Here is a 25,037-nt window from a genome sequence, read left to right as displayed (position 1 = left end):
TTTGTGTCTCGGGCCGGTCACGTTACGGTGACGCTACGGCGGCGGGCACCGCCCCGGGTCAGCGTCGCTCGATCGATTCCCGCAGACTCTTCGGCCGGATGTCGGTCCAATTCTGTTCGATGTACTCCAGGCACTCCGCGCGGCTCGCTTCGCCGAAGACCGCCCGCCAGCCCGCCGGTTTGTCGGCGAAGCCGGGCCACAGGCTGTGCTGGTCCTCGTCGTTGACCAGAACGAAGAAGGTGCCGTTGTCGTCATCGAAGGGGTTGATGCTCATCGCGTCTCCTTGTCGTGTGCGCGGACGGGCCCACCAAGCCGCCACTGGATCCCAGTACCCGGTCAGACAACAATCCCAGGGAGCTGAGGTTGGGAAATCCGGGCCCCTGCGTCAGCCCGGACAGGTTGGGCAGGAACAACTTGGGCGTGACGTCGGTGACGGCCAGGTCGTAGCCGATGGCCTCCTGCAGGGTGTCGGCGGTCAGCGGGCCGCCGAGCCCGAGCTCCAGCAGGTCCAGCACGTCCTGGCCGAACAACGACGTGAACCACAGCGGGTCGGCGCCGGAGCCGTCGATGACCAGATCGAAACCGTGCACGGTTTCGAGGTTTTCGCTGCCCCGGTTGGTGGACAGGGTCAATCGGATCTGCCCGTCGCGGCCCACCGCATGGGCCACCCGGCCCCGCAGGTGGCGGATGCGGTCGTCGGCCAGCAGCGCCTCCTGCACGTTGGCCGAGAACACCCCGCGGTCGGTGCGGGCCAGCGCGTCACGGCGCTCGGCCAGCGTCAGGGCGCTCCAGTCGGTGGGGTCGGAGAACAGCGAGTTCTCGAAGAAGCTCTCCCCGCGGGTGAACAGCGTCACCTGCGGGGAAATGACGGTGATGGTCGAAACCCGGTGCCGGAACAGCTCGTTGAGCATGGACGCGGCCGTCTCGCCGCCGCCGATCACCGCCACCCGCTCGGCGCTGATCCGGTCGTGTCCGGCGGCGCGGTGCCAGAACTGGGCGATCGACAGCATCCGCGGGTTGCCGGGCAGCAACGACTTTTCGGCCTGCCCGGGTCCGGTGATCATCAGGGCGTCGGCGTGCACGGTGGTGTCGCGGGTGTGCAGCGCCCATTGGTTGCCGCTGACGGCCAGCCGTTCCACCTCGCCGTGCACCACGTCGAGGCCGATCTGCTCGGCGACCCAACCCAGGTACTGACTCCACTTGCGATGCGTCGGCGCCGGCCTGCCGCGGTCGATCCACTCGGCGAACGACGCCGTGGCGATCAGGTAGGACTGCCAGCTGTAGCGGGTCATCCGCTCGTCGAGTTCGGCGTTGCGGCGGGGCACCAGCGCGGAACGGTAGGGAAACCCCACATCCTTTTCCGGGCTGGTGCCCAGCCGGTGCGCGCCGTCGGTCCAGCCGCCGCTGGCCTGCCAGTTGGCCGCGACGCCGATGCGTTCGACCGCGATCACCTCGGGGGCGTCGACGCCCATGCCCCGTAGCACGGACGCCTTGGCCGCGACGGCGACGGCCTTGGCTCCCGCGCCCAGGATCGCAAGTGTGCTCATGTCACCGTCTCCCGCAGCGATTCCATCCAAAGACGTTGCAGCTCGGCCACATCGGCGTCGCCGAGAATGTCGGGCAACGTGCGCCATTGCGCGGCCAGCACGCGCTGTCCGCCGAGCGTGAGCATGGCGGCCACGATGGTCAGCTCGTGCCGTACCGCCAGATCGGGTTCCGGTTGCGGCGACACCCCGGCGAGCAGCTCGCGCTCCAGGGTGAGTCCGGTCCCCCCGCCGGCGTGGGCGGCGCCCAGGTAGTTCAGCAACAGCTGCGGGCCGGGCAACCCGGCGAGGCGTTCGGCGGTGTCGGCGCGCAGGTAGCGCAGCAGCCCGTAGTCCAGGCCGTCCCCGGGAATGGCCGCCAGTTGCTCGCCCACCTCGCGGGGGTCGGCCGACGTCACCCGCATCGGGTAGATGGAACTCAGCAGCCCGACGGTGTCGCCGGTGTCGACGGTGGGCGCGCCCGGCCCGTCGACGAGACCGTCGGCGCGGCCGTGTGTTTCCAGGGCCAGCAGGGGCGGCGGCGTGGCCTGGTTGCGCGATTGCCGCCACCGCGTCACCGTCGCCGCGGTGGCGGCGATCAACAGGTGCGGCAACGGCAGCCCGGAGTCCAGCAGCCGGCCGGTGGTGTCGGCGTCCGCGGCGATCATGCGGACCTGCAGATCGCGGGCCCGGTCACGGCCCGGGTCGATCCGCCGGGCGCCGAGGTCGGGGTCGGCGCCCCCGGACTGGGCGGCCCAGAATTGCATCGTGTCCAGCCGGTGCGCGCGCTCGACGAGCGCGCCGGCCCAACGCCGGTAGCTGGTGTGCTCCCGGACCGGGGCGGGTGGGTGGCCGGTGGCCAATGCCGTAAGGGCGGCGTGCAATTCGCCGAGGACCACGCGCCAGGACGCCGGATCCATCGCGAGGACGTGGGCGGTCAGCAGCAGGACGCTCGGCCCGGCCGGGGGCCGAAGCCACACCGCGGCCAGCAGCGCTCCCCGTTCCGGGTCGAGGCGCTCGACCGCCCGTGCGACGTGTCCGGGGACCGCGGCCCGCAGGTCGCCATCGCCCTCGATTTCGAAGAGGTCGATCCCGGTGGTCCGCGCCGGGACCAGGGTCATGGTGGGGCGGTCCAGGCGGGTGCGCAGCACCTCGTGGCCGGCCACGACGCCGGCCAGCGCGGTGTCCAACTGCTCGCGGGTGACGCCGTCGGGCAGCCGGATGGCCTCGGTCTGCGCCAGTCGCCGCGGCTCGCCGTGTTCGTAGAGCCAGCGGCCGTTGGGCAACACGGGCATGGGTCCGGTGGCGTCGTCGGCATCGCTCGTGGCGGTGGCGGTTTCGGAGTCGATCGCCTCGGCGAGCTCGCGGATGTTGGCGCACTCCAGGATCAGCCTGGCGCGCAGGGCGATCCCCCGCGCGCGGGCCGCCTGCACCACCGACAGGGCCGTGATGCTGTCCAGGCCCAGCTGCAGCAAGTCCGCGGCCACGTCCACCCGGGGCTGCTCCAGCAGCCCCGAAAGCAGTTCGGCCAGCGCGGCTTCGGTGGGGGTTTCGGGCTCGGCGCGGGCGGAACCCGCCTCGACGGCGTCGAGGGTGCTCAGCGCGGCCTCGTCCAGCTTGCCGTTGACCGTGAGCGGGATTTGGTCGACCGTGACGATGCGCTGCGGAATCATGTAGCGCGGCAACCGGGGGCCGAGCGTGCCGCGCAGCTCGGCCGGCGACGGTGGCCGGCCGGTGTCGGCGACCACCACGTAGGCGGTCAGCAGCGCGGCGCCGCGCCGCCGGCGCACCAGCACGCCCGCTTGCCGGACGCCGGGATGGGATTCGAGGGCGGCAGCGATCTCGCCGGGTTCCACGCGGTAGCCGCGGATCTTCACCTGCGCGTCGGCGCGGCCCACGTACTGCAGCGCGCCGTCGGCGCCTCGACGCACCAAATCGCCGGTGCGGTACATGCGTTCGCCGGCCGCGAACGGGTCGGCCACGAACCGCTGGGCGGTTTCGGCGGGCCGGCCGAGGTAGCCGCGGGCCAGCTGGGCGCCGCCCAGGTAGAGCTCACCCGTCGCGCCGCGCGGCACCGGGCGCAGCGCCGAGTCGAGCACGTAGCCGCGGGTGTGCAACGTCGGCCGCCCGATCGACGGCTCGTCGTGCTCGGCGATGGCGGCGACCACCGCCTCGACGGTGGTCTCGGTGGGGCCGTAGCAGTTGTAGGCCGTCATGCCCGTGCGGGCGCACTCGGCGCGGATGAGGTCCCAGGCGGTTGCGCCGAGCGCCTCCCCGCCCAGCGCGAGAACGGCCAGCGGAACCGCCGCCAGCAAACCGCTCGCGCTGAGTTGGGCAAACATCGACGGGGTGGTGTCGATCATGTCGACACGGTGTTGGGCGATCGCCGCGACCAGCGCCTCGGCGTCGGTCTGGGTGGGCTCGTCCACGACGTGCACACCGTGGCCGTCGAGCAGCCCGACCAGCGGCTGCCAGGCGGCGTCGAACGCGAACGACCACGCGTGCGCGATGCGCAGCGGTCGACCGAGTCGGGCGGCCGCCGGCCGCAACACCTTGTCCAGGTGATCGTCGGCATAGGCCGTCACCGCCGCGTGAGTTCCGATGACGCCCTTCGGTTCTCCCGTCGTGCCCGACGTGAAGACGACATACGCGGCCTGGCCGGGCGGCACATCGACTGGCCGAAAGTCGCTGCCGGCAGGTTCGCGGTTCGCCATCGACTCCTCGTCGAGCACGACGGACGCGCCGGTTTGGCGCAGGATCGATGCCACCCGTTCGGGGGGTGTCCCCGGCTCCATCGGCACGCACACACCGCCGGCTTTGAGCACGGCCAGCGTCGCGACGATGTACTGCGGGCCGCGGGAAAGCCGGATGGCGACCGGGGTTTCGGGCCGCACGCCGCGGTCCGCGAGCCGGGCGGCCAGGCCGTTGGCCAGGGCGTCCAGGTCGCGGTAGCTCAGCGCGCCGCCGGCCCAGCTGACCGCGAGACGGTCCGGGGCCCTGCCGACCACCCCGGCGAAGCGCGTGTGGATGCCGACCGGCGCCGCGGCGGGGGCGCAGGCGGCGCCCGGGGGGAGCGCCTCGTCCTCGAAGAGGACGCTGACCTGGCGCAGCGGACGCTCCCAGTCCCGCAGCAGCCGCTCGGCGGTGACGAGCACCCGCCGGCCGAGGGCGGCGGGTGGGATGTCGCCCAGCGCGCCGTCGATCGCTTCGACCAGCAGCACCAGTTCGCCGCCGGCCAGGTGGGCCGCGACGGTGATCGGGAAATGCGACAGGGTTTGCAGCGCCGACGGCCGGAATGTCGCGCCGGCGGCGGTCAATTCGGTGCCGGCGGTCAGCCCGTCGAGCGGGAAGTTCTCGTAGACCAGCAGGGTGTCGAACATCTCCCCGACCCCGCCGAGCGCGCGCAGTTGGGCATGCCCGAGGTAGCCGTGCTCGCGCAGCAGCGCGGCGGTGCGCTGCACGGTGCGGCATTGCTCGCCGACGGGGGTCGCCGGGTCGAGTCGCACCCGCATGGGCACGGTGTTGACGAACAGACCGATCATGGTCTCCACGCCGGCCAGTTCGGGCGGCCTGCCCGACACCGTGACCCCGAAGACCACGTCCTGGGTGTCGATCAGCCGCGAGAGCACCAGCGCCCACGCCATCTGCATCAGCGTGCTGACGGTGATGCCTCGGGAACGGGTCTGCTCGACCATGCGCGCGGTGGCCGGGGCGGGCATCCGCAGTTCGGTGGGGCGGGGCAGCGCGGTCCGCTTGTCGTCCGCCGAGCCCAGCGCCGCCGCCAGCAGGGTGGGGCCCGGAAGGCGTTCGAGGTGCCGGCGCCAAACTTGTTGGCTGGCTTCGGTATCACGGCTGGCCAGCCAGCCGATGTAATCGCGGTAGGGCCGCGGGGTGACGGGCAGCGCCGCCAGGTCGCCGCCCGACCGGTACAGCATCATCATCTCGTTGACGAACACCGGCAACGACCAGCCGTCGATCACGATGTGGTGGGCGGTGAGCACCAAACGCCAGCGCGCACCGGGCAGTTCGATGAGCAGGAAGCGGATGGCCGGCCCGTGTTCGAGGTCGAACGGGCTGCGGCGTTCGCCGGCCTCCAACGCCGGCACGTCCTCGGGCGTGGCGGTGACGGTGCGCCATGGCAGGTCGACCCGCGACGGGACGATCTGCACCGGGCGGGCGATGCCGCGGCTGAAGAAGCTGGCCCGCAGGTTGGGGTGTCGGCCCAACATCTTTGCCGCGCAATCACGCAACAGCGCCGCGTCGAGCGCGCCGGAGATGTCGGCGACCATCCCGATCACGTACGGATCGTCGGCGGTTTCCCCGTCGCCGAATTCGGCCAGCGTGGTCAGCGAGTACAGGCCCTCTTGCAGCGGGCTCAGCGCCATCACGTCCTCGATGCCGGGCGCGACGTCCTTGGTGGCCGTCATGTCGCACCCTCGCGCGACGACGACCACAGCTGCGCCACGGTGGCGAGGTCGTCGGCCGACAGCCCCGACGCGCTCATCGGCTCGAATCGGGCGTCGGCCGGGTCGGCGTCATTGCCGTTCGCGCCCAACGCATCCAGCGCGGCCGCCAGCTGCTGCACCGTCGGGTTCTCGAAGATCATCCGCGGGCTGACGGCCAGGCCGGCCGCGCGCGCCCGCGAGGCCAGCTGCACGGACAGGATGCTGTCGCCGCCGAGCGCGAAGAAGTCGTCGAAACGACCCACCTCGGGCGTCGAGAGCAGCTCGGCGAACACCTTAGCCAGTGCCCGTTCGGTGTCGGTGCGCGACGGTTCGACGCGCCCGCGGGTGCTGACCACCGGCCGCGGCAGAGCGGGCCGGTTCAGCTTGCCCGAGTCGGTCTTGGGCAGCGCGTCGAGGACGGTCAACGACGACGGCATCATGTAGCCGGGCAGCGTCGTGCCGATCGCGGCGCGCACCCGTGCCGCGAACGAGGCCTTCTCGCTGTCGTCGGCGATCGACCGTTGGGGCACCACGTATCCCGCGAGCGAGGTGCCCCCGTGCACCTCCCAGGTGCGGGCGGCCGCGGCCGCGACGCCGTCGACTCCGGCCAGCGCCGCCTCCACCTCGCCCAATTCGACCCGGAAACCGCGCACCTGCACCTGGTGGTCGGAGCGCCCGACGAATTCCAGCCGGCCGCACTCGGTCCAGCGGGCGAGGTCGCCGCTGCGATACAGGCGCGAACCCGGTTCGGGGGCAAAGGGATTGGCGACGAACCGAGCGGCGGTCAGCCCGGGCCGCTTCCAGTAGCCGCGGGCCAGTTGATCGCCGGCGTAATACAGCTCCCCGACCACCCCGACCGGCACCGGCCGCAGGGCGTCGTCGAGCAGGTAGGCGTCGGCCCCCGGGACCGGCTTGCCCACCAGCGGATGCGGCGGCTCCAGCCGCCCGCGGCAAACTGCGCCGGAGGTTTCGGTCGAGCCGATGTTGTTCAACAGCTCGACGTCCGCCCCGGCGCACACCGACACAAGCCGCTGCAGCAGTGGGGTGCTCACCGGTTCCCCGCCGCACACCAGCCGGGACAGTGCCCGCACCGCGCCGGGCCGGCTGTCGACGAGGGCGGAGACCAGGCTGGGCACGGCGGTCACCTGGGCGACCGAATGCCGGGTCATCAAGTCCCCGAGCGCTTCCGGGTCGCGGTGCTCGGCATCGTCTGCGAGGATCATGGTGGCCCCCGCCGCCAGGCCGGCCAGCATCTCCATGCCGCCCTCGAGGAACGTCATCGAGGCCTGCGCCAGCCGGACGTCGTCCGTTCTCGGCGGGTAGTGCCGCAGCTGCCAGTCCAGCCGGGCGGCCATCGACCGATGGGTGCCCACCGCGCCCTTCGGCGTGCCCGTCGATCCCGACGTGAAGACCAGGTACATCGGGTCGTCGGGGTGCGGCAGGGGCAGTGCCCGGTGGTCGGCCTCCCCGTTCTGCATCGCGTCGCGGACGCGCGGGTCGTCCAGCGAGATCACGTTGACGCCAGCGGCTTCGGGGATGCTGTCGGCCGCGTCGGCGGTGGCCACCACCACCGGCGGGCGGACGTCCCCGAGCATGAACAGCTTGCGCGCCCCCGGGTAGCCGGGGTCGATCGGGAAATACCCGCCCCCGGCCTTCATGATGGCCACCAGCGCCACCACCAGGTCGAGTCCCCGCCGCGTCGACAGGCCCACCAGCGTCCCGGGCCGGACCCCGCGCGTGGCGAGCAGCGCCGCCAGGTTGTCCGAACGGCGGTGCAGCGCAGGGTAATCGATCTGCTCGTCACCGCAGCGCACCGCAATCCGGTCGGGTCCCCAGGTTCGGCTCGGCTGCAGCAGGTCGGGGATGGTGCGCGGCCGGTCCCGCGGCGCCCGCTCACCGCGGCTCCAGCCCTCCAGCATCCGGCGCCGCTCGTCGGCGTCGGTCAACTGCACATCTCGCAAAGTCTGATCGACGTTGTCGGCAAACTCGGCCACCACGCGGGTGAGCCAGCCGGCCATCCGCTCGATGGTGGTCCTGGCATACAGCTCCGTGCGGAAGATGAGAGTGCCGTTGTACCCGATGCCGTTCGAGCCGTCGGTGCCGAAGAAGTTGACGCTGAGGTCGGCGTGCGCCATGTCGAACACGGGGTCCAGCGAGGTGCACACCGTGTCCGGTCCCCCGTCGACCGTCTGCTCGACCACCCGGGCGGCGGGCAGCTGGTCGCGCACGTGCACGACGACCTGGAACAGCGGGTTGCGTGACAGGGAACGGACCGGGCTGACGCTGTCGACCACGCGGTCGAAGGGCAGGTCCTGGTGGGCGTAGGCGGCCAGCGCCGTCTCGCGGGCGCGGGTGAGCAGCTCGCGCAGCGTCGGGTTGCCGGTCAGATCGTTGCGCAGTACCAGGATGTTGACGAAAAAGCCGATCAGTTGGTCCAATTCGGCCTCGGTGCGCCCGGCGACCGGCGTGCCGAGCGGAACGTCCAGGCCGCCGCCCGCCTTGTGCAGCACCACGGCGACGGCCGTTTGCAGCAGCATGAACTCGGTGATGCCCAGCTCCCGGGACAGCTCGGCGAGCTTGGCGCGCGTCGCCGCGTCGATGCGGAAGTCGACGGATTCGCCGGCGCCGCTGGGCACGGGCTGGCGGGGGAAGTCGGGCCGCAGCCCGGTGTCCTCCGGCAGTCCGGCCAGCTGCCGCGCCCAATACTCGCGCTGCCCGGCGGCCACGGCGGGTTCCTGGCCGCTCGCGTCACCCAGGAAAGCCCCCTGCCACGCCGCGTAGTCGGCGTACTGCACGCGCAGCGGCGCCCAGGACGGGGCCTCCCCGGCGCGGCGCGCCCGGTAGGCGGTCATCACGTCGGCGAACAGCACGCCGGCCGACCAGTGGTCGGAGGCGATGTGGTGGATCACCAACGACAGCACGCGCTCGGCGGGGTTGTCGGCGGTGTGCAGCACCGCGACCCGGACCGGCACCTCGCGGTCCAGCTCGAAGCAGTGCCGGCGCTCGGCGTCCAGTTGCCGTTGCAGCCAGGCGTCGTCGGGGCCGGTGGCGCGGCGCACGGAAACCTCCTGGCCCGATCCGACCACCTGGTAGGGCACGCCGTCCACCTCGACGTAGGAGGTGCGCAGGATCTCGTGGCGGGCGACGACGTCACCGACCGCGGCGATCAGGGCCTCGACGTCCCACGGCCCGGTCAGTTTCGCGGCGAAGGGAATGTTGTTGACCCAGCCGGGCCCGTCGACGCGGTAGGCGAACCAACTACGCAGCTGCGAGGCCGACAGCGGCAGCGGCTCGTCGTGGACGGTCGCCACCAGCCTGGGCCGCGACGGGCGGACCGCGCCGGCACTGAGCTGGTCGACCCGCTCCGCCAGCAGTCCCACGGTCGGCAGCTCGAACACGTCGCGGATGCCGAGCTCCACCCCGCACTCCGAGCGAATCGCGGTCACCAGTTTGGTGGCCACCAGCGAGTGACCACCCAGGTCGAAGAACGAGTCGTCGGCACCCACCCGGTCGTGGCCGAGCAGCGCGGAAAACAGTGCCGCGACGCGGCGTTCGGTGGCAGTGGTCGGGTCGCGGTATTGCGCGGCCGCCGCGATCTGCGGTTCGGGCAACGCGGCGCGGTCGATCTTGCCGTGCGCCGTGATGGGGATTTCCGCGAGCGTCACGTAGGCCGCCGGGGTCATGTAGTCCGGCAGCGCGGCGGCCACCCGGGCGCGGATCCGTTCGACCTCAACGGTTTCCGGACCCCCGCCCTCGGCCGGCGTCACGTATCCCACCAGGCTCTTGCCCAACCGGGGCAGGTCCATCGCGAGCACGACCGCCTGTCCCACGCTGGGATCGACCGAGATGGCGGCCGCGACCTCGCCCAGTTCGATGCGGAAGCCGCGGATCTTGACCTGTTCGTCGGCGCGGCCGACGAACTCGATGTTCCCCTCGGCGTTGCGGCGAGCGAGGTCGCCCGAGCGGTACAACCGGCGGCCCGGGGTGAACGGGTCGGCGACGAAACGCTCGGCCGTCAGCCCCGGCCTGCCGTGGTATCCGTGCGCGACATGTGTTCCACCGATGTAGATCTCGCCGATCACGCCAGCGGGAACGGGCCGCAGCGCGTTGTCGAGCAGGTGCACCTGCGTGTTGATCTTGGGACGGCCGATGGGCACCACCCGGGTGCCCTGGGCCCCTTCCACCGGGTAACTCGTGCAGTTGACGACGGTTTCGGTCGGACCGTAGAAGTTGTACAGCAGCGCGTCGAAGGTGGCGTGGAACTTGTCGGCGATCTCACCCGGCAAGGCCTCCCCGCCGATGGGGACGCGCCGCAGGCTGCGCCACTGGCCGACGCCGGGCAGCGACAGGAAGAGCCCGAGCAGCGACGGCACGAAATGCATCGAGGTGATGCCTTCGCGGCCGAGAAGTTCGGTGAGGTAGCCGATGTCGCGCAGCCCGTCAGGCCGCGGAATCACCAGGCGGGCGCCCATGATCAACGTGCCGAAGATCTCGCCCATGGAGACGTCGAAGCTGGGCGATGCGACCTGCAACAGCCGGTCGGTTTCGTCGACGCGGTACTCGTCGCCGAACCAGACGAAGTACTCGGCGATCGGCGCGTGGGGCACCGGAACGCCCTTGGGCAGCCCGGTCGAACCCGAGGTGTAGATCAGGTACGCGGTGTTCTGCGGGCCCAGCGGCCGCACCAACTCGGCGGGCGCGGTCGCCGGGTACCGCGACAGCCCGGTAACCGGTTCGCGCAGCACCAGTTTGGCGTCGGCGTCGCCGAGGATGAAGGCCAGCCGATCCGCCGGATAGGTGGGGTCCACCGGCAGGTAGACCGCGCCGGCCTTGAGCACGCCCAGCGCGGTGATGACCAAGTCGGGCGACTTGTCCAGCAGCACCGCGACGCGGTCTTCGGTGCCGATGCCCTGCTCGATCAGCCAGTGCGCCAGCCGATTCGACTCTTCGTCGATCTCGCGGTAGGTGTACTCGCGTCCCTCGTAGACGACGGCGACGGCGTCGGGCGACAGCGCCGCCCGGCGGGTGACCAGCGCGGGCAACGTGGTGGCGGGCGTTTCGAAGTCGTCACCGGTCGAGGCCCTGCGCAACCACTCGGCGTCGTCGGCGTCCATCAGCGCGCACGCCGACAGTGCGGTGTCGGGGTTGCTCAGCGCGTCGTCCAGCAACACGGCGTAGTGCCGCAGCAGCTGATCGATCAGCTGCCGGTCCAGCACCTCGACCAGGTACTCGGCTTCGACCAGCGCGCCGCCCGAGCCGTCAGCGGCGCGGTCCAGCTCGATCATGACACTCAACGGCAGCTGGTTGAACTGGCCGCGCAGCTCCGCGCGCTCGCACGCCACGCCCGGCGGACAGAAGCCGGCGCCGTCGGGCTCCCGCTGCCCGAAGCTCACCCGGGTCATCCGGTCGGCGCCGTGCCGGCGATCGGGATTGGACTCCCGCACCAGCCAGTCCAGGTCGGCGCGCGAATGGGCGAAGGCGCCCACCGCGCTGTCCCGGGTGTGCGCCAGCAGCTCGCGGAACGTCTGGTGGGGCTCCGGGCGCAGCCGAAGCACCACGGTGTTCCCGTAGTACCCGATGGCCGTTTCGGTGCCGACGCCGCGGTTGAGCACGGGGGCGGCGACGAGGAAGTCCGTCGACTGGGTGTAGCGGTGCACCAGCGCGGCGAACGCGGCCATCAGCACCATGTACGGGGTGGCCCCCGTTTCCCGCGCCAACGCCGCAGCCCGGTCGACGGTGGCCGCCGGCAACCGCCTCGTGGCGCGTTGTGCGCGCCAGGTGCTGGGCACCACCGACCCGTTGGGCCCCGGAAGTTCCAGCGGCTCAGGCAGATTCGCCATCATGGGCCGCCAGTACTCGATGTCCGCCGCCGGATCCGCGGCGTCGTCGGGCGGTGGGGCCGCCGACGCGGGTTCGCCCGCGAAGGCGTCCGGGTCGATGTAGGCGCGGGTCAGGTCCGCGAAGAACGGTGTCCACGAGCCGTCGTCCCAGGCGACGTGGTGGGCGGTGATCAGCAGCATCAACTCGTCGGCCGACAGGCGCGCCACGGTCACCCGCAGCGGTGAATCGTTCGCCAGGTCGAAGGGCCGGCGAAAGTCCCGCTGCGCCAGCACGTCCAACCGCAACCGGCGGGCCTGCTCGGTCAGCTCCGACAGGTCGTGCTCCGCCCACTCGGGCCGCAGCCCGTCCCGGAGGACCGGATACGGGTCGCCATCGGGGCCCATGGCGTAGGTCGTGTGCAGCACGCAGTGCCGCGCGGCCACGGCGTCGACCGCGCGCCGCAGGCGCCCGGGGTCGACCGGGCCGGTGACGCGGTAGGAGACACAGACGTTGAGCAGCGCGCTGTCCGGGTCCACCGACTGCACGAACCACATCCGGTGCTGGCCGGCGGACATGCGCGGCCGTGTGTCGGTCGCGACCGCCTGGGTGGCCGGGCTGCCCAGGCCCCGCTCGGTGATCTTGCGGCGCAATATCTCCAGGCGCTCGTCGTCGAGACGGGCCCTGGTCCCGGTGGTGTCCGTCACGCTGGGAGTCCAACCTTTCTGCCTTCGGGAGCGTCGAGCGTTGCGCCGTCCCGCGACCCGCCGGCCGGGCCGGCACTCAATGAGTCGATCAATTCGTCGAGGGTGATCCCGCCGAGCATGCGGGCGACCGGCACCGAGCTTCCGACCGTCCGGCGCAGCCGCTTACGCAGGTCGAGTGCGAGCAGCGAGTCGACCCCGAGGTCGATGAGCGGTGCGCCCGGGTCGATCGAGACGGAGTCGGCCAGGTGCAGCGTCGCGGCGAGTTCGGCGCGCACCACCGCGGCGAGCGATCGGGCGGCGGGACCGTCGGCTTCCTCCACCGGTGGCGTGAACGGCATTGGCACGCCTTGGCTTTCGAAGAACACCCCGAGCCGGTCGAGGTCGGCGTCGAAGATCAGCGGATCACCGTCGTAGCGGTGCAGGCTCGCCTGGATCGCCCGGTCCGGAGCCATCGCGATCAGGCCGGAGCGTTGGGTGCGGGTGAGTTCCTCGGCCCCCACCACGCCGGCGGTTTGCCACAGTCCCCATCGAATCGCCATGCCGTCGCGTCCCCTGCGGCGCAGCCCGGCGACCAACACGTCGAGCAGCCGGTTGGAGGCGGCATACGCCGCGTGATGGTGGCCGCCCCACACCCCGAACACCGACGAGCACGCCAGGATTCGGCAATCCGGCCGCAGCGGCCACACCTCGGCCAGCACCGCCAGGCCGCGCACCTTGGCGGCGCACACCGCCGCCACGTGGGCGCCGGTCAGCTCGGACCGCGAGCGGGCCTCGGCGATGCCCGCGGTGTGGATCAGCAACGACGCGCCCGGGCCGCCGTGGCGGGCCGCGACGGCCGCCACGGCCGCGGGGTCGGTGATGTCGCAGCGCGGGGCGCGCACGTCGGCGCCGTGGCCTTCGATGAGCCGGCGCAGCGTGTCCCCGTCGATGCCGTTCCGGCTCAACAGCGTGACCGTCCGCGCCCCGCGCTCGATGCAGTATCGCGCATACTGCAGGCCGATGGCGCCGCTGCCGCCGGTGATGACCACGTGGTCAAGCGCGTCGGCGGTCAGCGGCCGTGCGGCCGCCGAGTCGGCGCATTCCCGGAAGGTCCGGACGTAGGGTTGCGGCGATTCGCCGCCCCGCAGCGCCACCTCGGCCACCTCGCCGAGCAGGGCGCCGACGACGGCGCGCGCCGTTACGGCGTCGACGTCCCGGTGCGGCAGGTCGAGATGTCCGAAGGTCTGCTCGGGGAACTCGAACCCGACGCTGCGATGCATCGCGGCCAGCGCCGCCTGCGCCGGGACGGCATCGGAATCGTTTTGTTCGACGGTTTCGGCGCCCGCGGTGAGCAGCCACACGGTCCGGCAGCGCGGACCGATCAGCGCGGCGTAGTCGGGTAGGCCGGCGTCCGGGCGGCCGCCGATCTGCTCGACCGCGGCCGCGGGGTCCGGCGCGTCCAGCCGCGGCGCGATGACCGCGAGGATCTCCGCGTCGGTCGGCGGCACCACCCGGCAACCGCCGTGCGCCCCAACGGCGTCGATCAGCCGGCGCGTCAGAGGCTCATCCGTCGGCGCGACGGCGAGGACGCCGACGTCGGCACCCGGCGCGGCCGATGGCGCCGCCTGCTCCCAGTCCTCGACGGCGACGGTGGGTGCCGGGGCCGGCGGAGCGGTCGCGGTCAGCGGCTCCGGCGCCGCCCACAGGTGTAGCGCCCGCATGGGCGCGTTCGGGAAGCCCCGCAGCGGTGCCCGCAGGCCGCCGGGGACGGCGCGGGCCCATTGGCAGCCGGGGTCGGCGGTCGCCACGGCCGCGATGTTCGCCGCCAGTGTGTCGACGATCGCGCCGTCGCGATGACCGGAGCCGACGGCCACCGCCGCCTCGCCGATCAGGTCCGCGAGCGGATACAGCAGCGAGGGGTGCGCGGACATCTCGACGAACACGTTCGCGCCCAGCCGCTGGGCCGCCCCCACGGCTCGGTCAAAACGAACGGTGCTGCAGAGGTTTTCATACCAGTACCGGGAGAAGTCCGCGTCGCTGCCCACCTCGGCGCCGAAGGTCGAGCCGATGAACCGCACCGGGCTGTCCCGGAATGCCGAGCGTGGCGCCCGCTCCGCCAACGCGGCGCGCAACTGCCGCAGGACGCTGGTGTGTCCCGGGTAGTCCACCGAGAGCTGGTGGGTGAACACGCCCCGCTGCCGGGCCAGCCGCACGGCGGCCGCGACGGCGTCGCGGTCGCCGGACACCACGGTCGACGCCGGGCCGTTGACCGCCGAAACTTCCAGCCAGCCCGCCGTTTCGCCAATCAGGCACTCGGCCTCGTCGACCCCGGTGCCGAGCACCGCCATCGCGTACTGCCCCGCCAAGCTGTCGACGATCGTGGCGCGGGCGCCGACCAGTCCGGCCGCGTCGGGCAACGATATCCGTTCGGCCACATACGCCGCCGCCACCTCGCCGAGGCTGTGACCGATGGCGATGGCGGGCAGCGCGCCATGAGATTGCCATTGGCGGGCCAGGCTGACCGCGTGGGTGAACTGCGCTCCCTGTATTTCGGTGCGCGACCAGTTCCGGTCGAGCCCGCCGGTCAGGTAGGGCAACGGCGAGGGCAGCCCGGCGGCGCGGAAGGCCTGAGCGCATCGGTCGGCCTCGGCCCGGTATGCCGGAAGTCGTTGGTATGCATCGGCTCCCATCGAATGCCATTGGTTGCCCTGACCGGGAAACACGAAGGCGATGCGCGGGGCGGCGCCGAGTGAGGACCGGGTGACCAGCGGGTGCTCGTGGTCGCGGGCCAGCGCGGACAGGCCGGAGAGCAGCTCGCCGCGGTCGCGCGCCCGCACCACCGCGCGGTGCCGCCGTATCCGCCGCAGCCGCAGCAGGGTGGACGCGACGTCGGCGGTGTCGGTGGCGGGGCCGGTCCGGCGCAGGTAGTCCAGGATGGCGCGGGCGTCCTGACCGATCAGCCCTTCGTCGTGCGCCGAGAGCATCACCGGCACGCGGCTGTCGGGAAACGGGGAGGTCAGCATCACGCGACCTCGGGGAGGGAGACGATCACGTGCGCATTGGTGCCGGCGATGCCGAATGCCGACGCCGCCGCGATCCGTCGGCCGCCGATCGCAGGCCATGGCGTCAGTGCCGTCGCCAGGCGTAATCCCTGGCTGTCCCAGTCGATTTCCGGGCTGGCGGCCGACGCGTGCAGCGTCGGCGGGACGGCCCCGTGCTCGGCGGAGACCACCACCTTGGCCAGCCCGAGCGCCCCGCTGGCGGCCAGGGCGTGGCCGACGTTGGATTTGACCGAACCGAGCAGCGCGCCGCCACCGGGCGTCGTGTCGCCGTAGGTCTGGGCCAGCGACCGCAGCTCGGTGCGGTCGCCGAGCCGGGTGCCGGTGCCGTGGCCCTCGACCATCCCGACGTCTTCGGGGCCGATCCCGGCCTGTGTCATGGCGCGCCGGAACAGGCGGACCTGCGCGTCCCCGCTGGGGGCGCTCAGCCCGGCGCTGCGGCCGTCCTGGTTGACCGCGGTGGCGCGCACCTCGGCGACGACATGGCGGCCCGCCCGGAGCGCGGCCGATTTGCGTTGCAGCACAAACATCGCCGCCCCCTCGGCCCACACCGTCCCGCTGGCCTGCGCGCTGTACGGGCGGCAGTGGCCGTCGTCGGAGAGGGCGTGCTGCTTGGAGAACTCGACGAAGAACCCGGGCGATCCCAGCACGTTGACCCCGCCGGCCAGCGCCAGGTCGCAGTCCCCGTTCTGCACCGAACGCACGGCGACGTGAAACGCCGCCAGCGCGGACGCACACGAGGAGTCCACCGTCAGCGCCGGGCCGGCTAGCCCCAGCGTGTAGGCGACGCGGCCGCTGATCACGCTGAGCGCGGTGCCGGCGAGCAGGTGGCCGCTGTGCCGGGAGAAGCTGGCCATCTGCGGCCCGTATCCGGTGGCCGAGGCGCCGACGAAGCACCCGACGTCATGTCCGGCCAGATCGTCGGGATTGATGCCGCTGTTTTCCAGGGCACGCCAGGACACCCGGAGCACGACGCGTTGCTGGGGGTCCATAGCCACCGCCTCCCGCGGCGAGATGCCGAAGAATTCGGGGTCGAATGTCGTTGCGCCGGAGAGAAAGCCACCGCGGTCGTGGATCTCCTTGAACCCGCCGCGCCGCGATCCGGCGAGCAGCTCGCCGACTTGCCAGCCCCGGTCGGTCGGAAACGGCCCCAGCGCCTCACGCCCGTGTGACAGCAGGTCCCAGTACTTGTCGGCGGTGTCGATGCCGCCGGGGGCTTCCAGGGCCATCCCGACGATCGCGACCGGATCGGACGCACCGTCGAACCCGTTGTCAGGCATCGAAGTTCACCCGCTCCGCGACGGCCTCGAGGTGTTCGTCGAGGTAGAAGTGCCCGCCGTCGTAGAGGAACATCGCGAAGGCACCCGCGGTGTGGTCCTTCCACAACCGCAACGCGACCGGATCGACGCGGTGGTCGTCGCGCGCCCCCAGCACGGAGATGTCGGCCGCGATGCGGACCCCGGGGGCGCACCGGTAGCGGTTGACGGCCTGGTAGTCGGCCCGCACGGCGGTGGTCAGCAGTTCGGCGAACTCTTCGTCGGCGAGCAGCTCGGGATCGGTGCCGCCGAGATCGGCGATGTCGGCGAGCAATCCGTCGTCGGTGGTGGGCAGTTCGGGCATGGTGGCCACCGCGGATGGGGCCGGCCCGGCCGAGACCCACAGGCGGTGCACGGCCGTGTCGCGGGATTCGGCGATCCTGGCGAACTCGAAAGCCACGACGGCGCCCATGCTGTGGCCGAACAACCGCAGCGGCGCGACCCGGCTCCACGGTCCGGCGTCGAACAGGCCCCGGGCAAGGTCGCGCACGGTGTCGGGGGCCGGATCGTCCAGCCGGTCCGCGCGCTGCGGGTACTGCACGATGTACGTGTCGCCGCCGGCGGCGAGTGCTGTCGCCAGTGCCCGGTAGCCCGCCGCGGCCGCCCCGGCATGCGGAAACACGACGGTGGCGCCGGACCGGTCGCCGTTCCTGCCGGGCACCCGCTTGATCCAGGAGGCGAATTCGGTTGGCGTGCTCATCACGGGGTTGAAGGTCATTGCGCCGTACCGGTTTTCCCGCTGTGGCGAGCGGCCGACAGCACCGTGTCGGCGTCCATGTGGATGACCTCGAGATACAGTTCGGCCACCTGATCCAGCCGCGTCCGGTCCGGCTCGCGGCCGGCAAGCAGGTCGGCGAGCGCGGCGACGGTTCTGGTGGCGAACACGTCGGCGACCATGATGTGAGGGGTGTCCAGCCAGGTCCGGATGCGACCCACGGCCTGGGTGGCCAGCACCGAATCGCCGCCGAGGGCGAAGAAGTCGTCGTCACGACCGACCCGCTCCACGCCGAGCAGCTCGCCCAGGAGCCCGGCGAGGGCGTTTTCCAGCGGCGTCGACGGGGCGCGGTAGCCGGGCCGCCCGGACAGTGCGGCCAGGGCAGCCAGGTCGCGCGCGACGGCGCGGCGGTCGATCTTGCCGGCGTCGGTGAACGGGATGCGCTCGACCAGCGCGACGTGCCGCGGGACCATGTGCGCGGGCACCAGCTCGCCCATCAGCTCGCGAATCCGCTCGGCGGTCAGCCCGGCGCTCTCCGGGCAGACCGCGGCGGCCAGCACCTCGGAGGCACCGGATCCGGGCACCACCGCGGCGACCGCTATCGCGATCCCCGGCAACCGGCGCAGCGCGCCCTCGATTTCGCCGAGTTCGACGCGATACCCGCTGATCTTGACCCGGTGGTCGGCGCGTCCGACGAATTCCAGCGTGCCGTCGGGCCAGTAGCGGGCGAGATCGCCGGTGCGGTACCAGGTCCGGCCCGCGTGCTCGACGAAGCGCTCCGCGGTGAGGTCCGGACGCCCGCGATAACCCCGGGCGATCCCGCGCCCGGACACCCAGAGTTCGCCCGCGACCCAGTCGGGGCAGTCGTCACCCGCGTCGTCGACGACGCGGCAGGCATTGTTGGCAAGCGGGACGCCGTAGGGCAGTGCGGTCCAGTCGGCCGGCAGTTCGTCGGGATCGGCGACCTCGAAAATGGTGTTGTGGACCGGGGTTTCGGTCGCTCCACCCAGGCCTGCGAACCGGAGGCCGGGCGCCTCGGCCCGCAGGCGGCGCGCCACCTCGGGGCGCACCCAGTCCCCACCGGTGGGGATCACCCGCACCGAGGAGAGCCGTCCGCGGCCGACCTCGAGCAGCATCTCCAGCCAGCCCGGCATGAAGTGCAAGACCGTGACCCGGTGGGTGTCGATGAGGCGGGCCCAGGCGTCGGGGTCGCGGCGCTGAGCCTCGTCGACGACCACGATCGACCCGCCGGTGCGCAGGGTGACGAAGATGTCCATCACCGAGATGTCGCCTTCGAGGGTGGAGAGGGCCAGGCACCGGTCCGCGGGACCGATCTCGAAGTGGCGGGCGATGAACTCCACGGTGTTCATCGCGGCGTCGTGCGTCACCTCGACGCCCTTGGGCTCGCCTGTCGAGCCGGAGGTGAACAACACGTAGGCGAGATCGGCGGGATCGATTCTCGGGCAGCGCATGTCGGCGCGAACGGGTGCGTCGCGCAGCACATCGGCGAGGATCAATTCGGGCACCGGCAGCGCCAGCCGCTGCCCGCCACACATAAGGGCCAGGCGCACCCCGCCGGTCTGCAGGATGCGTTCCGCGCGATCGCGCGGCTGGTCGGCGCCGATCGGCAGGTACACGGCGCCGATGCTCAGGATGCCCAGCAGCGCCGGGACCTGCTCGGCGGTTTTCGGGCCCACCACGGCGACCGTGTCGCCGGCGCCGACGCCGGCCGCGTGCAGCGCGGCGGCCACCGCCAGCGCCTGGTCGCGCAGCTGCCCGTAGCTGAGGTCACCGGAACCGGCGAGCACGGCGGGCGCGTCGGGCCGCCGCTCGGCTTGCCGAAAGAATCCGTCGTGCAACGCTTCTCCACTGGGCGCGGCGGTGCGGGTGTTGACGGCGTCGCGCACCGCGCGCTGCGCGTCCGGCAGCGGCGCCGGCCCCGGTGCGTCCCAGTCGTCGTCGGCGGAGGCCAGCCCGAGCAGTTCGTCGATGTGGTAGGCGAACATGGCGTCGATGACACCCGGGGCAAAGATGCCCTCGCGCACATCCCAATTCACCAGCACCCCGCCGTCGAACTCGGTGACCTGAGCGTCGAGCAGCACCTGCGGGCCCTGGGAGATGAGCCACGCGGGCGTGCCGAATTGCGCGGTGACCTCGCGACTGAACAGCGCGCCGAGCCCCAGGGCACTGGTGAACACCACCGGTGCCAGCACCTGGGTGCCGCGCTGCCGGCCGAGGTCCCGCAGCACCGACAGCCCGGGATAGGCGCAGTGTGCGGCGGCGGTCCGCATCGCGTCCTGCACCGCCTGTGCCCGCGCCGCCGGCGTGCGGGTGCCGGTGAGGTCGACGTCGAGGAGCAGCGAGGAGGTGAAGTCGCCGACCAGCGAGTCGACGTCGGGGTGCAGGGGCTGGCGGCCGAACAGCGGCACGTTCAGCAGGAAACGCGAGGTGGTCGACCAGCGCGCCAGGGTGTTGGCGAACGACGCGGCCAGCGTCATGGCGGGGGTGATCCCGCGGGCCTGCGCGCGCGCGAACAGGGCGTCGCGGGTGTCCGGGTCCAGCCAGTGCCAGAGCCGGGTGCTGCGGCGCGAGCCGCGGTCGCCGGTGGTGGGAAGCGCCGGCGGGTCCGGCAGCTCGGGGAGGCGCCGCGCCCACCACTCGCGGGCGGCGTCGCGGGCCGGCTGTGGACCCGCCTCCTCCGCCTCGATGGCCTGCCGGTACTGCCGGTAGGTGTAGCCCAGTGCGGGCAGCTCGCGCCCGAGGTAGAGGGCCGTCAGGTCGGCCATCAGGGTGCGATAGCTCATCGCATCGGCGGCCTGCATGTCCAGGTCGACGTGCAGGCGCGAGCGCTCGCCGGGCAGCCGGGTCAGCGCCAGCTCGAACACCGCGCCGTCGAGTTGTTGGTGCGATTTGGCGTCGCGGATGGCGGCGAGCCGCTGATCGACTCGGTCGCCGCCGAGGTGGCGCAGGTCTTCGACCGTGACCGGGAATTCGTCACCGGTCGCCGCGATGTGCTGGGTGCCGTCCGGCAGGAACTGCACCCGCAGCATCGGATGGCGCCGCGCCAGTGCCGTGGCCGCCATCCGCAGGCGCTCGGGATCGATAGCGCGGCCGTCGAATTCGACGTAGAGGTGTCCGGCCACCCCGCCCAGCCGCTGACCGTCCTGGCGGCCGACCCACATGGCGTGCTGCATCGGCGCCAGCGGGAAGGGCTCACCGTCGGCAGCATCGTCCGGCTCGGCGGCCGGCGGCTCGGCCGTCCCGTCCGGGCCGGCGGCGGTCACCACGGCGGCCCAGGCCTCGATGGTCGGGGTGGCGGCCAGCGTGGCGAAGTCGACCGCGATGCCCTGACGCCGCCAGCGGCCCGCCAGGGTCATCATCCGGATGGAGTCCAGGCCCTGGCCGATGAGGTTGGCGCCCGGGTGCAGGTCGTCCGCGCGGACGCCCAACAGTTCGGCCACCTCCGCCCGGATGTCTTCCGAGCGCACCGAGGCACGCACCACGAACCCTCCCTGAATTAGCACAGGCTGCCCTAAGTTGTGGTGGTTACCCTATCCTTACTCACGGATCGCCGCTACTACGCCCCCCTTATCCGAGGACCAATGACCGCGAACACAAGGCAAACCCCGGCCGGGGCCATCGACGGGTTCGTGCCGTTCCCCGCCGACCGGGCCGCCGCCTACCGGGCGGCCGGCTACTGGGCGGGGCGCACGCTGGACACCATCCTGAGCGACGCGGCGCACCGCTGGCCCGGCCGGACCGCCGCGCTCGACGCCGTGAGCGGCGCCGGCCTGAGTTATGCGCAGCTCGACGAGCGCGCCGACCGCGCCGCCGCGGGACTGCGCGCCCTGGGCATCGCACCGGGCGACCGGGTGCTGCTGCAGCTGCCGAACGGATGCCAGTTCGCGGTGGCGCTGTTCGGCTTGTTACGGGCGGGCGCCATCCCGGTGATGTGTCTGCCCGGCCACCGGGCGGCGGAATTGGGGCATTTCGCAGCCGTCAGCGAGCCCACGGCATTGGTGATCGCCGGCGCCGCAACCGGTTTCGACTACCGTGCCATGGCGCGCGAGCTCGTCGCGGACCACCCCGGGCTCGCGCACGTCATCGTCGACGGCGACCCCGGCCCGTTCACCTCGTGGGCGCAACTCTGCGCCCAGGACGCCACCCCGCCCCCCGCACCGCCGCGCGATCCGGAATCGCCTGCGCTGCTGCTGGTCTCGGGCGGCACCACCGGCACTCCCAAGCTCATCCCCCGCACCCACGAGGATTACCTGTTCAACGCGACCGCCAGCGCCCGGGTCTGCGGGCTCACCGCCGACGACGTGTACCTGGTGATGCTCGCCGCCGGGCACAACTTCCCGTTGGCCTGTCCCGGGCTGCTCGGCGCCATGACGGTGGGCGCCACCACCGTGTTCGGCACCGACCCCAGCCCGGAGGCCGCCTTCGCCGCCATCGAGCGGCACGGCGTCACGGTCACCGCCCTGGTGCCGGCCCTGGCCAAACTCTGGGCGCAGGCCTGCGAGTGGGAGCCGGTGACGCCGAAGTCCCTGCGGCTCCTGCAGGTTGGCGGCGCAAAGCTGGAGCCCGGCGACGCCCGCCTGATTCGCGCCACCCTGACCCCGGGGCTGCAGCAGGTGTTCGGGATGGCCGAGGGGCTGCTCAACTACACCCGCCCGGGCGATCCGCCCGAACTCGTCGACCGCACCCAGGGGCGGCCGTTGTGCGCGGCCGACGAATTGCGCGTGGTGAACACCGACGGAGAACCGGTCGAGCCGGGCGAGGAAGGCGAGCTGCTGGTGCGCGGACCCTACACGCTCAACGGCTATTACCGTGCCGAGCGCGACAACGAGCGGTGCTTCGATCCCGACGGCTTCTTCCGCAGCGGCGACCTGGTCCGGCTCCGGCGCGACGGGTATCTGACGGTCACCGGGCGGGTCAAGGACGTCATCTGCCGCGGCGGTGAATCGATCTCCGCGGCCGACCTCGAGGAGCAGATGCTGCGCCACCCGGCGATCTTCACGGCGGCCGCGGTGCCGCTTCCCGATCCCTACCTGGGCGAAAGGATCTGTGCGGCTGTGGTTTTCACCGGCCCGGCGATCACGCTGGCGGAGTTGAACGCGCACCTGGACCGGCGCGGCGTGGCCGCTCACGCGCGGCCCGATGTGCTGTTCCCGATGTCAACGCTGCCGACCACACCGATCGGCAAGGTCGACAAGAAGGCGATCGCCCGGCAGCTATCGGCGCACGACCGCTCGTCGGGCTGAGCGAGGTTCAGCCGGGTTCCTTGGCACGCAACGCATTGAGGAGCCGATCCATCACGGCGCCGGCATCGGCGCGCGCCCGGCGCTGATCGTCCGCGCGGGCGATGTAGAGCGTCGCCTCGCGCAACGCCCCCATCACGGTGAGCGCCGTCGCCTCGACGGGTTGGGGCGGGATGCTGCCGGACTCGATGGCGTTGGCCAGCAGTGCCGTCACGAAGCCGATGTTGTATCGGTGCCCGATGTCGCTCCAGCGTTCCCAACCCAACACCGCCAGAGCCTCCAGCAACACGATGCGCTGAACCTCGGGTTCGGCGCACGCGTCCAACCACAGGCCGGCGCACAGCCGCATGATCTCGACCGGATCGGAGTGTCCCGCCGCCGCGACGGCCTCCCCCATCCGGGTGGCCATCTCACCCTCCACCTGCTCGAACACCGCCGCGAACAGCTCCGTCTTGTCGGCGAAGTGGTGGTACAACGCGCCGCGCGTCACCCCCGCGTCGCGCACGATCGTCTCCAGGGATACCTCCGCGAATCCCCGCGCGGCGAACAGGGGCCGGGCGGCGCTGATCAACGCACCCCGCGTGTCGGCGGCACGCTCGGCCTGCGTGCGGCGACCGTCTTGCGCCATGCCACCCTCACTTTCACACGTCCGTATGCATTGTCATACACACCGCGTGAAAGTCGCGGGACAGTCGGCCGCGGCGTCGTTCAGAACACCCGGAACCGGCGGACGATGTCCAGGGCCGACGGGTCACCCTCGGCCTGAACGCCAAGTCCTTCCCAGGTGCCGCGCTGGGTGACCCACCGCACGAACGCCTGCGAATCGCTCGCGATCTCCGCAGCCGGATCCCCCGGGGCACCGAGGTGCAGCGTCCGCGCGCACATCCCGTCGAGGCGGATCTCGACACCGCCGCGTAAACCGTTGAGCAGCTGGGAGTTCTGCTGCGGCAGCGCCGCCTCGATCCAGTCCAGCGTCGGCGCAAGCCGGAGTTCGTCGACGGGCGGCGGATCCGACCGCAACGGACCGTCCGGAGTGAACAAGTCGTAGCGAAGGTGCACGAAGGTCTCGAAGACAAAGGTCGTGGGCACGACCGAGGCCGGATATGTTCCGACGTCGCCTATCGGTATGTCGACGTCTTGGCCCTCGACCGCGGCCAGCACGTCCAGACCCCGCGCGCTGACGGACTCGTAGTCGGCGAGCACTTCCGCCGGGGTCATGGAGCGACGCGACGCGACGTAAAGGTCCGCGGCGCGCTCGGCGGGCAGGCCACCGGGGTCAGGCAGCGTCGACGGGTCGACCGCCAACCAGTAGCTACATGCCATGTGCGATACCAGGTCCTGGACAGTCCAACCCGGACATCCGCTCTCGGTCGCCCACGTCGCGCCGGGCAGGCGGGAACACACGTCCAGCACGATTGCGCGTTCCGCCGCGATGGCTTCGAGCGTGGCACTCATGAACCTTCACCTCCTTGATACATACGGTATGTATTAACATACCTACCGAATGTATGTTGTCAAGTGATCCTGGCTGGCCGGCCCCGGTCCAGGGGAGCCTTGCCTGCCGCACCACGGCGCGGGTTGCCACACCGCCACAACTGGCACAGGGCCGGGTCACTGGCCGCCGCGACGGTGGCGCCCTCACCGTTGGCCGAATTCCGGGAGCGGCAGCGCTTCATCGGCGCGATGTCAAGCCAGTTCGCCCAGCATTCCGGCACTTTCGCACCGCTTCGGCCGGCACGCCCCATGGCCGCGGCCAAAGGCTTTGTCGCAAGCGGCGTCTGGAGCCCTGGGCGAAGACGTGGTCAGGATCACACCACGACCGGATACCCATAACCGGCGGCGCTCCGATTGAGCGCCATCGACCTGAAGTGGGAGGTGCTGAGCAAAAGCCCATTCCAGGATCTCCATCGTCAACAATGCGCATCGAAAGAAGGTCCGCTGAAACACGCTGCCACACAACGCGAAACAATCCGCATGCGTCAGCGAATGGCGGTCGGCATTACCTGACTTCGGCGATTGAGCGCCCGCCGACACGGACGACAGCGCGGGATATCCCCCTTAACCGCGTCGAGGCGGGTTGACCGTTTGCCCGCCGAAGCGCGCCAAAAAAGTTTGGCTGGTACTATTCCGCCCTAACCGTTCCTAGGATACGGTGATCGAGGCCGTCGTTCCGCAGGCCCACCAGCGGCACGAATGGCTTATCGAGGTAGCGCTC

General features: G+C 71.7%; 11 protein-coding genes. 1 reads left to right on the top strand and 10 read right to left on the bottom strand.

From position 1 onward, the window contains the following. Positions 1-58 precede the first annotated feature (58 nt). Genes AWC03_RS09870 through AWC03_RS09835 form a run of 8 tightly spaced genes read right to left on the bottom strand, consistent with a single transcriptional unit; the run spans position 59 to position 21,064 of the window. Positions 59-274, bottom strand: coding sequence for an MbtH family protein (locus AWC03_RS09870; RefSeq protein ID WP_085240314.1), 216 nt, complete (start codon positions 272-274; stop codon positions 59-61). After that, on the bottom strand, positions 252-1,547 hold the full coding sequence (mbtG, locus tag AWC03_RS09865) for an NADPH-dependent L-lysine N(6)-monooxygenase MbtG (RefSeq protein ID WP_085240313.1): 1,296 nt from the start codon (positions 1,545-1,547) through the stop codon (positions 252-254). Before mbtG ends, AWC03_RS09870 begins: the two co-directional genes overlap by 23 nt. Further along, the gene (locus tag AWC03_RS09860) at positions 1,544-5,950 is read right to left on the bottom strand and encodes a non-ribosomal peptide synthetase (RefSeq protein WP_085240349.1); all 4,407 of its coding nucleotides are present in this window, start codon (positions 5,948-5,950) and stop codon (positions 1,544-1,546) included. Before AWC03_RS09860 ends, mbtG begins: the two co-directional genes overlap by 4 nt. Continuing rightward, a complete protein-coding gene (locus tag AWC03_RS09855) occupies positions 5,947-12,492 on the bottom strand; it encodes a non-ribosomal peptide synthetase (RefSeq protein WP_085240312.1) in 6,546 nt (2,181 codons plus the stop codon). Before AWC03_RS09855 ends, AWC03_RS09860 begins: the two co-directional genes overlap by 4 nt. Further along, the gene (gene mbtD, locus AWC03_RS09850; protein ID WP_420845657.1) at positions 12,489-15,497 is read right to left on the bottom strand and encodes a mycobactin polyketide synthase MbtD; all 3,009 of its coding nucleotides are present in this window, start codon (positions 15,495-15,497) and stop codon (positions 12,489-12,491) included. Before mbtD ends, AWC03_RS09855 begins: the two co-directional genes overlap by 4 nt. Beyond that, complete coding sequence (locus AWC03_RS09845; RefSeq protein WP_085240310.1) at positions 15,494-16,810, bottom strand: beta-ketoacyl [acyl carrier protein] synthase domain-containing protein; 1,317 nt, start codon at positions 16,808-16,810, stop codon at positions 15,494-15,496. Before AWC03_RS09845 ends, mbtD begins: the two co-directional genes overlap by 4 nt. After that, on the bottom strand, positions 16,803-17,564 hold the full coding sequence (locus AWC03_RS09840) for a thioesterase II family protein (RefSeq protein WP_085240309.1): 762 nt from the start codon (positions 17,562-17,564) through the stop codon (positions 16,803-16,805). The genes AWC03_RS09845 and AWC03_RS09840 overlap by 8 nt, the downstream gene beginning before the upstream one ends. Continuing rightward, a complete protein-coding gene (locus tag AWC03_RS09835) occupies positions 17,561-21,064 on the bottom strand; it encodes a non-ribosomal peptide synthetase (protein ID WP_085240308.1) in 3,504 nt (1,167 codons plus the stop codon). The genes AWC03_RS09840 and AWC03_RS09835 overlap by 4 nt, the downstream gene beginning before the upstream one ends. 99 nt (positions 21,065-21,163) lie before the next feature. Between AWC03_RS09835 and AWC03_RS09830 the strand changes: the two genes are divergently transcribed. Continuing rightward, positions 21,164-22,825, top strand: a complete 1,662-nt coding sequence (locus AWC03_RS09830) for a (2,3-dihydroxybenzoyl)adenylate synthase (RefSeq protein WP_085240307.1) — start codon at positions 21,164-21,166, stop codon at positions 22,823-22,825. Positions 22,826-22,832: 7 nt separating this feature from the next. Here AWC03_RS09830 and AWC03_RS09825 read toward each other — a convergent pair whose 3' ends face one another. Then, positions 22,833-23,450 (bottom strand): TetR/AcrR family transcriptional regulator, encoded by a 618-nt coding sequence (locus tag AWC03_RS09825; protein ID WP_085240306.1) that lies wholly within the window; start codon positions 23,448-23,450, stop codon positions 22,833-22,835. An 80-nt stretch (positions 23,451-23,530) separates the two neighbouring features. Beyond that, complete coding sequence (locus tag AWC03_RS09820; RefSeq protein ID WP_085240305.1) at positions 23,531-24,277, bottom strand: maleylpyruvate isomerase family mycothiol-dependent enzyme; 747 nt, start codon at positions 24,275-24,277, stop codon at positions 23,531-23,533. Between the last annotated feature and the right edge of the window lie 760 nt (positions 24,278-25,037).

The sequence above is a fragment of the Mycobacterium europaeum genome (genome assembly GCF_002102155.1).
Lineage (GTDB): Bacteria > Actinomycetota > Actinomycetes > Mycobacteriales > Mycobacteriaceae > Mycobacterium > Mycobacterium europaeum.
Note: the sequence above shows the minus strand (reverse complement) of the source record. Positions and strands in the feature narration are given on the sequence as shown.